Annotated in this window: 13 protein-coding genes; 5 read left to right on the top strand and 8 right to left on the bottom strand. The window is 66.3% G+C overall.

Going from position 1 to position 13,724, the window contains the following annotated elements; translation table 11 throughout:
* The first annotated feature begins 171 nt into the window (after nucleotides 1–171).
* The 3 genes from A5658_RS25785 to A5658_RS25775 are packed head-to-tail and all read left to right on the top strand — an operon-like array spanning nucleotide 172 to nucleotide 4,639.
* The gene (locus A5658_RS25785) at nucleotides 172–2,193 is read left to right on the top strand and encodes an SDR family oxidoreductase (protein WP_067342107.1); all 2,022 of its coding nucleotides are present in this window, start codon (nucleotides 172–174) and stop codon (nucleotides 2,191–2,193) included.
* 49 nt (nucleotides 2,194–2,242) lie between these two features.
* Nucleotides 2,243–3,283: a nucleoside hydrolase gene (locus tag A5658_RS25780; protein WP_067342104.1), complete on the top strand. Its 1,041-nt coding sequence runs from the start codon at nucleotides 2,243–2,245 to the stop codon at nucleotides 3,281–3,283.
* Nucleotides 3,284–3,337: 54 nt separating this feature from the next.
* Nucleotides 3,338–4,639, top strand: coding sequence for a hypothetical protein (locus A5658_RS25775; protein WP_067342103.1), 1,302 nt, complete (start codon nucleotides 3,338–3,340; stop codon nucleotides 4,637–4,639).
* Here the strand turns inward: A5658_RS25775 and A5658_RS25770 are convergent.
* From A5658_RS25770 to A5658_RS25740, 7 genes are all read right to left on the bottom strand, one after another.
* Nucleotides 4,610–5,206 (bottom strand): hypothetical protein, encoded by a 597-nt coding sequence (locus A5658_RS25770; protein ID WP_067342101.1) that lies wholly within the window; start codon nucleotides 5,204–5,206, stop codon nucleotides 4,610–4,612. The two genes, A5658_RS25775 and A5658_RS25770, sit on opposite strands and share 30 nt — an antisense overlap.
* Nucleotides 5,203–5,781 (bottom strand): hypothetical protein, encoded by a 579-nt coding sequence (locus A5658_RS25765; RefSeq protein ID WP_067342098.1) that lies wholly within the window; start codon nucleotides 5,779–5,781, stop codon nucleotides 5,203–5,205. The genes A5658_RS25770 and A5658_RS25765 overlap by 4 nt, the downstream gene beginning before the upstream one ends.
* Nucleotides 5,778–6,464, bottom strand: a complete 687-nt coding sequence (locus tag A5658_RS25760; protein ID WP_067342096.1) for a hypothetical protein — start codon at nucleotides 6,462–6,464, stop codon at nucleotides 5,778–5,780. Before A5658_RS25760 ends, A5658_RS25765 begins: the two co-directional genes overlap by 4 nt.
* A 75-nt stretch (nucleotides 6,465–6,539) precedes the next feature.
* Nucleotides 6,540–8,087 (bottom strand): DNA polymerase, encoded by a 1,548-nt coding sequence (locus tag A5658_RS25755; RefSeq protein ID WP_067342264.1) that lies wholly within the window; start codon nucleotides 8,085–8,087, stop codon nucleotides 6,540–6,542.
* A 32-nt stretch (nucleotides 8,088–8,119) separates the two neighbouring features.
* Complete coding sequence (locus tag A5658_RS25750; protein WP_082993425.1) at nucleotides 8,120–8,803, bottom strand: hypothetical protein; 684 nt, start codon at nucleotides 8,801–8,803, stop codon at nucleotides 8,120–8,122.
* Between the two features lie 122 nt (nucleotides 8,804–8,925).
* Nucleotides 8,926–9,501, bottom strand: a complete 576-nt coding sequence (locus A5658_RS25745) for a TetR/AcrR family transcriptional regulator (protein WP_067342095.1) — start codon at nucleotides 9,499–9,501, stop codon at nucleotides 8,926–8,928.
* Nucleotides 9,498–10,502: an NAD-dependent epimerase/dehydratase family protein gene (locus A5658_RS25740; protein ID WP_067342094.1), complete on the bottom strand. Its 1,005-nt coding sequence runs from the start codon at nucleotides 10,500–10,502 to the stop codon at nucleotides 9,498–9,500. The genes A5658_RS25745 and A5658_RS25740 overlap by 4 nt, the downstream gene beginning before the upstream one ends.
* A 75-nt stretch (nucleotides 10,503–10,577) precedes the next feature.
* Here A5658_RS25740 and A5658_RS25735 point away from each other — a divergent pair, with 75 nt between their 5' ends.
* Both A5658_RS25735 and A5658_RS25730 read left to right on the top strand, forming a co-directional pair.
* Complete coding sequence (locus A5658_RS25735; protein ID WP_067342093.1) at nucleotides 10,578–11,387, top strand: SDR family NAD(P)-dependent oxidoreductase; 810 nt, start codon at nucleotides 10,578–10,580, stop codon at nucleotides 11,385–11,387.
* Between the two features lie 90 nt (nucleotides 11,388–11,477).
* Nucleotides 11,478–12,014 carry a carboxymuconolactone decarboxylase family protein gene (locus tag A5658_RS25730; protein WP_231997447.1) on the top strand — a complete coding sequence of 179 codons (537 nt, stop codon included), beginning with the start codon at nucleotides 11,478–11,480 and terminating at the stop codon, nucleotides 12,012–12,014.
* Nucleotide 12,015: 1 nt separating this feature from the next.
* Here A5658_RS25730 and guaA read toward each other — a convergent pair whose 3' ends face one another.
* Nucleotides 12,016–13,599, bottom strand: coding sequence for a glutamine-hydrolyzing GMP synthase (guaA, locus tag A5658_RS25725; RefSeq protein WP_067342090.1), 1,584 nt, complete (start codon nucleotides 13,597–13,599; stop codon nucleotides 12,016–12,018).
* Between the last annotated feature and the right edge of the window lie 125 nt (nucleotides 13,600–13,724).

Below are 13,724 nucleotides of genomic sequence, written 5' to 3'. Positions count from 1 at the left end.
TTCCGGTTTTGGTGGTTCAGGCCGCTCGCGAATAATTCATCATATGATGAAGTCATCGTGTGATGAATACTGCTCTCTCGATATGGCCACGTCAATCCCCCGATTGATGCTCGCGAACGATCACGTCACACTGCGTTGACGTGTGGCCATACCCAGCGCACCATGTCTTGCATGCGCTATGTCGTTACCGGCGGTACCGGGTTTATTGGGCGCCGCGTGGTGTCCCGTCTGTTAGACGCCAATCCCGACGCCGACGTGTGGGTCCTGGTTCGCCGCGCCTCGCTGAGCCGCTTCGAGCGCCTGGCCGAAGCCTGGGGTGATCGAGCAAAGCCACTGGTCGGTGAGCTGACTGAGCCGCAGCTCGGGTTGACCGGGGAGGCGACCGCCGCGCTGGGCACGGTCGACCATGTGGTGCACTGCGCGGCGATCTACGACATCACCGCCGGTGAAGCCGAGCAGCGGGCGGCCAACGTGGAAGGCACCCAGGCCGTCATCGAGCTGGCCCGCCGGCTCGATGCGACCCTGCATCACGTGTCGTCGATCGCGGTGGCCGGCGACTTCCACGGCGAATACACCGAGGACGACTTCGACATCGGCCAACGGCTGCCGACGCCGTATCACCAGACGAAGTTCGAGGCCGAACTGTTGGTGCGCTCGACAGCGGGGCTGCGATACCGGATCTACCGGCCCGCCGTCGTGGTGGGCGATTCGCGCACCGGTGAGATGGACAAGATCGACGGGCCGTACTACTTCTTCGGCATGCTGGGCAAGCTCGCCGTGCTGCCCCGGTTCACGCCGATGATGTTGCCCGACACCGGCCGCACCAACATCGTCCCGGTCGACTACGTCGCCGATGCCCTGGTCGCATTGCTGCACGCCGACGGACGCGACGGCCAGACGTTTCACCTCACATCGCCGAAAACCATTGGGCTGCGGGGTATTTACCGCGGTGTCGCGGCCGCCGCCGGTTTGCCGGCCCTGCGCGGGTCACTGCCCAGATCGGTGGCGGCACCCGTGCTCAAAGTGCGTGGTCGGCCCAAGGTGTGGCGCAACATGGTCGCCACCCAGCTGGGCATTCCCGGCGAGGTTCTCGACGTCGTCGACCTTGCTCCCACCTTTATCTCCGACCGGACGCAGAAGGCGTTGCGCGGCACCGGGATTACCGTGCCCGAGTTCAGCAGCTACGCGCCCGCGTTGTGGCGGTACTGGGCCGAACATCTCGATCCCGACCGGGCCCGCCGGGACGATCCGGATGGCCCGCTGGTCGGCCGGCACGTGATCATCACGGGCGCATCCAGCGGGATCGGCCGGGCGGCGGCGATCGCGGTGGCCGAGCGTGGCGCAACGGTATTCGCGCTGGCCCGCAACGGCGATGCGCTCGACGATCTGGTGGAGGAGATTCGCACGAACGGCGGGCAGGCCTACGCCTTCACGTGCGACGTCACCGATTCCGGTTCGGTGGAACACACCGTCAAGGACATCCTGGGCCGCTTCGGTCACGTGGACTACCTGGTCAACAACGCCGGCCGATCGATCCGCCGATCGGTGGTCAATCAGACCGACCGGATGCACGACTACGAAAGAGTTATGGCGGTCAACTACTTTGGCGCGGTGCGGATGGTGCTGGCGCTGCTGCCTCATTGGCGTGAGCGCCGATTCGGTCACGTGGTCAACGTGTCCAGCGCCGGCGTGCAGGCACGCAGCCCCAAGTACAGCGCGTACCTGCCGACCAAGGCCGCGCTCGACGCGTTTTCCGAAGTGGTCGCCACCGAAACACTGTCCGACCACGTGACATTCACCAACATCCACATGCCGCTGGTGGCCACCCCGATGATCAAGCCGTCCCGGAAGCTGAACCCCGTGCCCCCGATCAGCGCGGAACACGCGGCCGCAATGGTGGTTCGCGGTTTGATCGACAAGCCGGCTCGCATCGACACGCCGCTGGGCACGCTGTCCGAGGCGGGCCATTACTTCACCCCGAAGCTGTCTCGCCGAATCCTGCACCAGGTCTATCTCGGCTATCCCGATTCAGCGGCGGCGCGTGGTGAATTGCGGCCGGTCGATTCGAAAGACGTTGTGGAACAGCGCTCGTCACGCCGGCCGAAGCCGCCGGTCCGCGCGGCGGTCGCCCGCGTGCGGGTCCCCGGCACGATCAAGCGTGTCGTGCGTCTGGTTCCCGGCGTGCACTGGTAATAACGTCGCCAACCGCAACGGCCAGGGCTAAGCGGGTATTGTTTCCGCAGTGGCCGCCGTACCAGTCTTCGCCGATGTCGACACCGGCGTCGACGACGCCATCGCGCTGATCTACTTGCTGGCGAGCCCGGACGCCGCACTCGTCGGTGTCGCCTCAACCGCCGGAAACGTCCCGGTGGAACAGGTCTGCGCCAACAATCTGCGACTCCTTGACTTGTGTGGGGCCGACGGCGTGCCGGTGTTCAAAGGTGCCGAGCATCCGCTGAACTCCGCCGTGCGCGCCGACAGCCCCGTCCATGGGCCACAGGGATTGGGTTACGCCGAGTTGGCACCGACCGATCGACAGCTGCATGTCGACGACGCAGCGACGGCGTGGGTCGAAGCGGCACAACAACATCCGGGCGAGTTGATCGGGGTGGCCACCGGGCCGCTGACCAACTTGGCGCTGGCGGTGCGAAAGGAGCCGGCGCTGCCGACACTGTTGCGCCGGTTGGTGATCATGGGCGGCGCCTACGACTACCGCGGTAACACCACCGCGGCCGCGGAGTGGAATATCGCCTTCGACCCCGAAGCGGCCGCCGAGGTGTTCGCCGCCTGGTCACCCTCAGAAGATGTTGACCCGCAACGCCTCCCGATCTTATGTGGCCTCGACGTGACCCGGCAGATCGAGCTCACCCCGACCATTCTCGCCCGCCTGGCCGCCGCGGCGGGCTCGACGACAAGCGGCCTGAGTCTCGACGACGAGCGAGGCACCCGGTCGTCGGCCTCCAACCCGCTGATTCGGGTGATCGAAGATGCGACCCGGTTTTACCTGGAGTCCTATCACGACCTCGGCCACGGCTACCTCGCGCATCTGCACGACCCGTTGGCCGCGGCGGTGGCATTGGATCCGCAGCTTGTCCAGACCCAGCAGGCCACGGTGGACGTCGAGTTGACCGGCACCCTGACGCGCGGCATGACGGTCACCGACTGGTCGGGCCGCTGGGCTCGAAAGCCCAACGCGTTGATCGCTATTCAGGCAGACCCGGGGGCGTTCTTCGACCGATTCATCGAGCGCGTCGGACCGTTCGCGGCGTCAGCGGGAGGTTGAAAGCCGTCTCCTTCGGAGGCGAGCGACGGCTATCCTGAACCCCTGGGAGGTGCGGTGCTCACAATCGTGCGGCGGACGGTCGGTCTGTGGTGGCAAACCTGGCCCTGGCTGGTCGCGATCTACCTCATCGGCTGGTTCCTCAGGTACTGGGCATTGCATCTGGCCATCCACATTGGCCTGAGCCACGGCGACTTCTGGGGAAGCCTGGTCCTTCCACTCGCGCCGCTGGTGCGGTTGCTGACGTATTTGGCCATGTTCTTGGTAATCCGCTCCGTCACACCGGGATTGCAGGGGGTCGAAACCGACGACCAGCAAGCCAAGGGTGTCTTCGAGGTAGTGATGACGGCCATTCTGCCGTTCCTGGTCATCTACACCGTGTGGAAGCTGATCGTCGAGGACTACTACATTTACGTCACCAGCGTGGCCCACACGCTGCTCAACGACTGGAAGCACGCGGCGGCCAGGGAGATTTACAGCTCCGACGTCACCGGCAAGTTGTGGATCGCGATTCTGGTCGCGTTCACACTACGGCAACTCTTGACCCGCTTTCGTGATCGACTGCCGCGGTGGACCATGATCGTCGCCGCCTATCTGGAAGTGGTCTGGCTGTATTTCGCGATCAAGGCATCATCGGTCGTCCTGTTCGGATCTCCCCGCTGGGTCCGGGAGCGGCAAATCATGGTGTGGTTCAGCGGTGTTCGTGACCAGTTGTTCGCCCACGCCGCGTGGCTGGCGCACTGGTGGAACGCCGCCGGCATGCTGCTGGGCGCTGTCGCGTCGGTGGTGGCGTTGGCTTTCGCCTGGCTAGCCATCGGCTCGGTGGTCTACGGAACGCCGCTGACCCCGACCTGGGCGAACGCGCGGCGAGTGTTGCTGGGTGAGCGAACTGCGGCAGTGTTCGAGACGGTGATCAAACGAGGCCAACGCGCGGCGCAGCCTCGCTGGCAACGGGTGCCGACTGAGATCCGTAGGCGCGCCACGGAGTTCGCTCGCTCGCAGTTGGGGCGGTTCGGACCGATCGCGGATGCCTGGCGATTGATTCTGCATGGCGGCGCGTTGCCGATGGCGTTTTTCGTACTCGCGTATACCGGATTGGTGCTCTTGGCGCCGAACGGCGCTTACTGGGATATGAAGGTCACCGACGGTTACCTGTGGCGGGGGGTGGCGTTGCTCATCGGGCCGCATGACTGGCCGTGGTGGCAGACCTACGATCAACTCATTCGGGCGTTGATCGGCGCAGTGGTCGATCCGCTTCGCATTTCACTGGTCGCGGCATCCTATTGGTTCTGCGTCGACCAGGTGCGCGCCGAGAAAGCCCGCGAGGAATCAACCCGTGTCGAAGCGGACCACGAGTAGGTCGGTGGGCTTGGATATTTCCTTCTTGTTGTCCCACGACTCGGGCAGGAACCGAACGTCAACCGAGGTCAGTTTGATGTCCTTCGGGACAACAATTGCCACCAGCAGAGGTTCGGTGTGGCGGGGCGAACAAATCGCGGAGACGCCACCGTGGAGTTGCCACTCGGTGATGCCGAGCGCGTAGGATTCCTTGGTCCATTGGCGCTCACCGGAGTTCACCGTCGCAACGCAGAACTCGTAACCCGCCGGAACGCTGGCCGGCTTACCGTCTTTGGTGCGTCGCAGCAGATAGGTCGCCAGCCGGCTGTTCGGCGGAAGGTCGTAAGGGTCTTTCGGCATGACCGACGAGTATTTGCTCAACTCACGACGGGTCGGCGCTGTCACCGATGCCAGTTGCCATCGTGTATCGGCGATGACGATCGAATGCCCCCATGGCACAGTGTATTTGGGGCGCAGGTAGCCGATGTTGTCTTGCCAGGCCGGACGAGTGATCGTGATTCCGATCAAAACGACCACCAGGACGCTGATCACGAGAGCGCGCCCGTTGCGGCGAATCCACGAACTCACTGGTCGGCCAGTTCGTCGAGGTTCAGCGACACTGCGGGGACTACGCCGGCTAGCGGCACGTCGACGGCGATTCTGGAATCGAGTGGTCTGAAGTCCATTGTCGCCATGCTGCTTTCGGAGAGAGCATTGCTGACCAACAGCGTCGCGTTCTTGGGCGCTTTCGGCAGTTCGAACGTCAGCGGGCCACTCTCCGGCATGTCCGGCTGCACCACGCTGTGAAACCCGGACAGGTTGGTGTTGAAGGTGTTTCCGTCGGCGAGCAGGTCGAAGCGCGGCGATTGCGGTGTCGTCGCCGGCTCATAGGTGAGTAACATGACGAGCCACACACCTTTGGATGGGAGCCTGTTCAGTCCGTTGGCGCCCTTCGCGGCCACCTCGTGTGCTAGATAGGCGCGGTGGACGGTCACGACGATGTTGCGACCGACAACCCGCTGCCCGACCGTCCCGTGGACGTCTATCGGGGCCCAGGACTGCAACTTTGTCGGCAGCCACGACCACATCACCCCCGCGGTGAGCAGCAATGCAACAGCCAATAGACCGCGAGCCGCCGGCAGCACAGCTTTCCGATCGGTCATGACGACTCCAGATTTGAGATGCGCAATTCGGCGAAATGATCGTCGTCGCCGACCCATCGGTGAGCGAGGACGAACGTGGAGATGAACGAGCTCATCTTGTGGATACGGATCGTCATCTCGGGGTGGTGACTCAGTTCGGCACGAGACACCGCCCAAATCACCGAGTAGTCATCGGTGAATCCGGCGTCGATGGAGGGGACGGCAATAGATACCTTGCCCCGGAAGGTCGCCCCGAATTGGTTGGCGATACCGGTAAGCCCGAACAACTCCGGATCGGCCGGACGGTGGGGTGCGCAATGGCCGACCTCGCCTGAAAACCCGCCCTGGAGGGGGAATGGAACGGACTCGTGTGCAGTGTTCTGAATCGTCACCCGCAACACCAGATAGCGACATTCCGGCGCCAGACGCGGCAGCCCTACCCAGTGATCGGTGACCGAGACCGAACGCGGGGTGACGAGCAGCGCTCCAGCGTTGTATGTCTGCCCCAATGAGATAGGCGTGACGTGGTGAGCGGTCTTCAGTCCGCCGAACGCCGCTGTGAGGACGAGGACGACGGCAACGGCCGTCCAGCGCAGTTGTTTCAGCGTGAGTCGCTGCCAGACGGACGGTGGCTTGTCCTCGACGACGGTCGTGTTCTCGTTGTCGACGACCGGCTTCTCGTCGCCGTCTTCGGTGTCAGACAAGACGCGTCTTCCCCTTGGCCGCTGGTGGATTGAGCCTGATCGTACCCGGGCGCGGTGGGCCGGCGACGCGCATTCTTACTCGTAGATTCCCTCCAGGTACCACCTCCGTTGCCGATAGCAGAGCAGTAGCGCGGTACCGGGATCGGCCGGTCGCTCGCCCTCGAGCAGCACCTGCACCCGAGCCGTCCGACCACCAGCACGATCCGGATCCCACCACCGTTCGTCGACCGGCCACGGGCCGGCCCACCAATGCAGACGGTTGTCGCGGCCGCGGGCGGTCAGCCGCGCCGGGTCGGCGGAGAACAATCCGCGACTGGTCACCCGTATCGAATTGCCTTGGACATCAAGCAGTTCCACCGGATCGTCGAGTAGCACCGTCGGCGACGGTTCCGGCAGCTGACCGGGCCACGGCCGATTCGGGTCGGCGAGCGGCACCGGCTCGTCGCCCAGCGGGGTCAACGTGATGCGTTCGGCCGGCCCGCGACCGCCGGACAGCGTCGGCACCTGTACCGCCTCCGGGCCCAGCAGACCCTGCACCCGGACCAGCGCTCGTCGGGCCCGCATCCTGTCCTCTTCACCGAGGCCACCCCACAGCGGCAACTGCAGCGCCCCCGCCGACACCACCTCCACCGCCTGCAGCCGTAACTGAACCACCGGCGCGGTGGGCCGATCCACGACGATCCGGGTGTTCAGCCAACCGTCCAGCTGCCAACGCACCCGGTCGGCGGTGGCGTCCTCGGTCAACGGCTCGGCGCATCGCCAAACCCGGGTCAGCTCTTCACCATTGGCGGTCACGGCATGGACAGCCAGCCGGGTGCAGCCCACCCCGGCGGCAAGCAACGTCTGATGCAACGCGCTGGCCAACGAACGCCCGGCGAATGCCGCGGCGTCGACCCGGTCGATCGGCGGATCGCACTGCAGCACCGCATCGAGCTCGGCCGGCGGCTCACGCCCCGAGGGCCCACGCTCCGGCTCGCCGCAGGCGAACCGGTGCGCGGTCACCGCGTCGGCCCCGAACCGGGAGGCAACATCCGTCCGCGATAGCGCCGCGAACTGTCCGATCGTGCGAATACCCATCCGCCACAACAGATCTGCCAGATCGGCCCGCCCCGGGCCGGACAGGCTGGGCTCGGTGGCGAGTTGGCGGATCGACAGCGACGACAGAAACCGCGCATCCTCCCCCGGCGTTACGACCCGGCCCGCCCGCGCGGCGAAGACCGCGGTCGGCAGCTGATCGGCGATGCCGACCTGGCACTCGGCGCCGGCCGCGGCCACCGCGTCGGTCAACCGCTCGGCGACCTGCTGTTCGGACCCGAAAAACCGGGCCGCCCCGCGGACCGGCATGACCACCAGCCCGGGCCGTAGCACCTCGGCGCGGGGCACCAGGTCGTCCACCGCCGCGACGACCCCTTCGAAGAAGCGGGCGTCGCGGTCGGGGTCGGCGGCCACGACATGCAGTTGCGGACAGCGGGCCGACGCCTCACGCCGCCGCAGCCCTCGGCGTACGCCCACCGACCGGGCGGCCGACGAGCAGGCGATCACCCGGTTGGCCAGCGTGACGGCGACCGGGGACGTCGCCGGCAGTCCCGCGGCCGCCGCGGCGGCGACCGCGGGCCAGTCCATGCACCAAATCGCCAACACCCGGGACGCCACATTCACCCCGACTGGGCCCAGCGCCTGAGCCCAGGCGCGCGACCCGCCGCGCACACCTCGAGCCGCACCTTGCTGATCCGCCCGAAACCCGGCCTCTCCGAGGTGGTTTCGTAACCACTGACCCGAGCCTTCAGCCGTATCGCTGCACCCTGCCAGTCGCCGTCGGTGACCAGCAGCGTGCAGCCTTTCTGCTGGGCCCGGGCCACCACGGCCCGGGCCCGCGTCATCGGCACCGAGCGCCCGCCCAGTGCCAGCACGATCAGGTCCATCCCGTCCATGAGCACCGCGGCCACCTCCACCGGGTCGGTCCCGGGGTCCGGGATCACCGCAAGCCGGCTCAGGTCGGCGCCCATTTCCACCGCGGCGAGCAGGCCGACATCCGGTTGGCCGACGATGGCCGCATTCCCGCCGCCGGCCGTCACCGCGGCCACCATGCTCAGCGGTAACGACCGGGCACCCGACAGCACCGCGACCGCCCCTCGTGGCAACGCATCCGGCAACACCTCCGCCAGCCACTGCGGAACGGCAAGCCTGGTTTCCGAAGCCGGCAGCAGGTCGTCCACATGGGCATGGCCACGCCGAGAAGAGCCGATCTTCCCCGATACCGCCGCCATCTGCCGACGCAGCTGTTTCAGCTGTTCAGCACGGTTAAGATGCGGCTGTTCGGAAGCAAGCATCGCCGTCATGGCCCACTCCTGCGGTACGGGTGTTACTGCTGATGTTCGAATGTATGTTCGAACCCCACCAGTCAATACCCACCCACCGACAAGGTCAAGCGGATGCGTGCCGCAGGCAGCTGCCAGCTAACTTACGGCGAATCCGGGAGGCCGGCCGCCGCACGGATCTGTCGGCGCATCGCCGTCGAATCGGTATCGGGGAACAGGTAGTGGCTCAGCGCGACCCGCGCGATCGCACCGGCGAGACCATGAGCACTCACCGCGGCATCGATGCCGTTCTCACGAGCGCACTGCTGCACGACCGCCGTCAATCCCTTGGTGATCATCGGCAGTGCCTGAGCCATCTGTTCCAGCGCGAAGCCTGGGTCCAGGTCGAGCTGACGTCCCGGCGGCTGATCCGCCACGAAACTCACCACCACGTCGACCGCGGCCTCCAACCGCGCGACGCCGGTGACTCCGGTCATCGCCCGTTCCATTGCGGCATCGAATCGCCGTCGCTCTTGGGCTCCGAGCGCATCGATCAGGTCCTCTTTGGACGCGAAGTACCGATAGATGGTCGGCCTGGACACTCCGGCCAGCGTGGCCACGTCGGACATCGACAGTTTGCGTGCGCCGGCCGTCACGAGGAGACGTCGAGTCGCATCGAGTATCCGATCGGCCAGATCGCCGTACTCTGGGGTGAAGCCTTGCCGCACGGGAGAATTCACGCGAGCACCGGGTCGAGGCGGCCAAGCTCGCGCAGCCACGGGATCAGCAGCCGCAGGCCGTCGTCGAACGACATCGGGTCATAGCCAAGCCGGCGGGCGGTCAGGTTGTCACGGGTCCTGGGCGTGCGCACGTCTTTGGCCGCGGCTTCCGCGATGGCCATCAGGGTGGGCCCGAACTCGGCCGTCAACGCCTGCGGGTCGGAGCGGTAGTCGAGATCCTCGACGCGGTGGTCGATCCCGGCGATCTCGCAGGCCCGGTTGATGCCCGCGGCGGTGCTCAGCGTGTCACCCGGCTGACCGACCAACAGGTAGCGCTCGCCGGCCATCCCTCGGTCCAGAGCCGCGATCGAACCTTTCGCGACGTCCTTTCCCGACACCCACGTCATCGGAAAAGCCAGGTAGCGCTTGATCTTTCCGCGCATACCGGCCAGCAACACCCTGTTGAAGCTGGTGCGGTGCAAAGCGCGTTCGACGACCGGGGCAGGCCCGAAGATGGCGCCGGGGTGACAGGTCAGCACGTCGTCGCCCGCGGTGGCGCGCCGGTGCACTTCCTGGAAGGCGGCCAGCTTGGTGACCGTATAGGGATCGCTCGGCGGGTTCTCCAGGACCGGGGCTTCTTCGAAATCGAGGCCGGTACTCAAATTCAAGAACGTCGCCGTGCTCAGCGCCACGACCCGCCGCATACCCAGACGCTTCCCCGCGTCGAGCACGTTGGCGGTGCCGACCATGTTGACGGCCTTGAAGTCGTCGAGGTCCTGACTGGCCCCGCCGAGCAGTGCCGCGCAGTGGATGGCCGCCTCGGCGCCCTTGGCCGCGCGCGACACGTCGTCGGCATCGCTGATGTCGCCCTTGATCAACTCGACGCCGATGTCGCTCAGCGCCGTGGCCTCGTCGGGGTTTCGAACCAGGGCGCGGACGTGGTCGCCACGCTCGATCAGTTGCTCGCAGACATTTCCGCCGGTCTGACCAGTGGCGCCGGTGACGAAGATCGTGCTGGTCATGCCGGGCTCCTTACAGATGAGACAACTGCGGTATTTTTTGTAACGAACGACGTGCTATTACTCTATGCTTAGTCCATGGCGCTGGATCCGGCAAGCATCTATCTGAACGACCGCGTCGCAGTGGTCACCGGTGGCGGGGCCGGCATCGGCCGTGGGATCGCCGCGGGACTCAAGGCGTTCGGCGCGAAGGTGTCGATCTGGGAACGCGACGCCGAATCCTGCGCGTCGGCCGCCGACGAGATCGGCGCGCTCGGCATCCACGCCGACGTCCGGGACAACGCGGCGGTCGACGCTGCGCTCGCGCAGACCACGGCCGAGCTCGGGCCGGTCACGATCCTGGTCAACAACGCCGGCGGGGTCTTCTGGTCCGGAATCCTCGACACCACCGAGAACGGCTGGGACGCGCTGTACAAATCGAATCTGCGCCACGTCTACTTGTGCACCCAGCGGGTGGCGCGTGGCCTCGTCGAGCGAAACCTGGCGGGCAGCATTATCAACGTCACCTCGATCGAAGGTGTCCGCGCCGCACCGGGTTACGCGACCTACGCGGCGGCCAAGGCCGGCGTGATCAACTACACCAAAACGGCGGCACTCGAACTCGCATCGCATCGCATTCGGGTCAACGCCCTGGCACCCGACATCACCCTGACCGAGGGGATCATGAACATCGCGCCCCCGGGCTCCGAAGAGCGGTTCGGCCGCACTGTCCCGATGGGCCGCGCCGGCCATGTCGACGAGATGGCCGGCGCCGCAGTGTTTCTCGCGTCCGAGATGTCCAGTTACATCACCGGACAGACCATCCACGTCGACGGCGGCACCCACGCGGCCGGCGGCTGGTACCACCACCCGGAAACTGACGCGTATGTGCTCGGCCCGAGTAGCTGAGCGGCTAATCGCCGGTGTCCAGCGCCGATTCTTTTCGCCGACACTAGAAGAAAGCTAGCCTGAATCATGCCGCGTATAGCGCCAATCCCGATGGACAAGCTCAGCTCGCACTCCCGCGAAATCGTCGAGGCCGGCGTGGCGGCCGGGCTCTATGCCACCCCAGTTCCCCTGCAGATCTTCGCGTATCGCAGCGCGCAGCTCGAACAGGTCAACATGGCCAGGACCCACCTCGGCTCCGGCACGCTGCTCGGCGGCCGGATACTCGAGCTGTTGCGCATCCGCAGTGCCCAACTGGGCGAGTGCGAGCCCTGCAGCCAATCACGCAAGCACGCCTCGATCACCGACGAAGATGTTGCGTGTCTGCTTGCCCCGCAGCACGACGCCTTGACACCGCAAGAACGAATTGCCGTGGAATTCCTCGACTTATTGTCGAGCGATCACCACTCGATCGACGACGAGTTCTACCGGCGGCTGGGCGAGCACTTCACCGCCGCGCAAATCGTCGAGCTCGGATTCACTTGCGCCGGAACGATGGGACTGCATCGCTTCCTGCACACCCTCGACGTATACGGCGACTCACTGCCCGTCATCGGCTACTCCCCCGACCAGGTCGACTCGTCGAGGTGAGCTATTCCCATTCGATGGTGCCGGGCGGCTTGCTCGTCACGTCGAGCACCACGCGGTTGACCTCGGCCACCTCGTTGGTGATCCGGGTCGAGATTCGCTCCAGCACGTCGTAGGGCACCCGCGTCCAGTCGGCGGTCATGGCGTCTTCGCTGGACACCGGCCGCAGCACGATCGGGTGCCCGTACGTCCGCCCATCCCCCTGCACGCCCACCGACCGGACGTCGGCGAGCAGCACCACCGGGCACTGCCAGACCTGCTGGTCCAGGCCGGCCGCGGTCAACTCCTCGCGCGCGATCGAGTCAGCCCGGCGTAGGGTCTCCAGGCGGGCCGCGGTGACTTCTCCGACAATGCGGATCGCCAGGCCCGGACCCGGAAATGGTTGGCGCGCAACGATTTCCTCGGGCAGGCCCAACTCGCGGCCGACGGCGCGCACCTCGTCCTTGAACAGCAGTCGCAGCGGCTCGACGAGTTTGAACTTCAGGTCGTCGGGCAGGCCGCCGACGTTGTGATGGCTCTTGATGTTGGCCGCGCCGGTACCCCCGCCGGATTCCACCACGTCGGGATACAGCGTTCCCTGCACCAGGAACTCGGTTTCAGTCTCGTTGTCCCCCAACGCATCCCGGACAGCGCCCTCGAACGCACGGATGAACTGCCGGCCGATGATCTTGCGCTTGCCTTCCGGGTTGGTCACCCCGGACAGCGCCTCGAGGAAGGTTGCCTCGGCGTCGACCGTGATCAGGTTGGCGCCGGTGGCCGCGACGAAATCGCGCTGGACTTGTGCGCGTTCGCCCGCGCGCAGCAGACCGTGGTCGACGAACACACACGTCAGCCGATCGCCGATGGCCCGCTGCACCAGCGCCGCGGCCACCGCCGAATCGACCCCGCCCGACAGCCCGCAGATCGCGTGGCCGTTGCCGACCTGAGCGCGTACCTGCTCGATCAAGGCCTCGGCGATGCCCGCCGGCGTCCAGTCCGGGGCGATGCCGGCGAACTCGTGCAAGAAGCGTGTCAGCACCTGCTGTCCGTGCGGGCTGTGCAACACCTCCGGGTGGTACTGCACCCCGGCCAGACGCCGCGACCGGTTCTCGAATCCGGCCACCGGGGCGCCCGCACTGGTGGCGATCACCTCGAAGCCGTCGGGCGCTGAGGTGACGGCGTCGCCGTGACTCATCCACACCGGCTGGGTGTCGGGAAGGTCGGAATGCAACTCGCCGCCAACGACTTTCAGCTCGGTGCGGCCGTATTCGCTGGTGCCGGTTCGCGCGACGGTGCCACCGAGCGCCTGCGCCATCGCCTGAAATCCGTAGCAGATGCCGAACACCGGCACGCCCAGGTCGAACAGCGCAGGGTCGAGTTGCGGTGCGCCGTCGGCGTACACACTCGCGGGTCCGCCGGAGAGCACCACCGCCAGCGGATCGCGGGCCTTGATCTCGTCGACCGAGGCGGTGTGCGGAATGACCTCCGAGAACACCCGGGCCTCACGAACCCGGCGGGCGATCAACTGGGCGTATTGCGCGCCGTAATCGACGACCAGTACGGGGCGGGGTGGTGATCCGGCCGCGTTCGGGTCAGCAGGTTCGGCCATGCCCGTCAGCTTAGTGGCTGGCCGGGTTGAAGCCAGGTCCTGGTGTGGTTCACCCATGTCCCGGGGCCACCTTCGGCGTCGAGAGCGAGCTGGAACTCGACCGACACAACAGGTAGCCGGGGGCC

Source organism: Mycobacterium sp. 1245111.1, assembly GCF_001673405.1.
In the GTDB taxonomy this organism is placed as follows: Bacteria; Actinomycetota; Actinomycetes; order Mycobacteriales; family Mycobacteriaceae; genus Mycobacterium.
This window is presented reverse-complemented; position numbering and strand designations above follow the sequence as displayed.

What these genes read in the sequence shown, in the direction of transcription:
- A5658_RS25730 (WP_231997447.1), top strand. Translation starts at nt 11,478, where the DNA reads ATGGACAAGCTCAGCTCGCACTCCCGCGAAATCGTCGAGGCCGGCGTG.
- guaA (WP_067342090.1), bottom strand. Translation starts at nt 13,599, where the DNA reads ATGGCCGAACCTGCTGACCCGAACGCGGCCGGATCACCACCCCGCCCC.
- A5658_RS25755 (WP_067342264.1), bottom strand. Translation starts at nt 8,087, where the DNA reads ATGGACTGGCCCGCGGTCGCCGCCGCGGCGGCCGCGGGACTGCCGGCG.
- A5658_RS25735 (WP_067342093.1), top strand. Translation starts at nt 10,578, where the DNA reads ATGGCGCTGGATCCGGCAAGCATCTATCTGAACGACCGCGTCGCAGTG.
- A5658_RS25740 (WP_067342094.1), bottom strand. Translation starts at nt 10,502, where the DNA reads ATGACCAGCACGATCTTCGTCACCGGCGCCACTGGTCAGACCGGCGGA.
- A5658_RS25785 (WP_067342107.1), top strand. Translation starts at nt 172, where the DNA reads ATGCGCTATGTCGTTACCGGCGGTACCGGGTTTATTGGGCGCCGCGTG.
- A5658_RS25765 (WP_067342098.1), bottom strand. Translation starts at nt 5,781, where the DNA reads ATGACCGATCGGAAAGCTGTGCTGCCGGCGGCTCGCGGTCTATTGGCT.
- A5658_RS25750 (WP_082993425.1), bottom strand. Translation starts at nt 8,803, where the DNA reads ATGACGGCGATGCTTGCTTCCGAACAGCCGCATCTTAACCGTGCTGAA.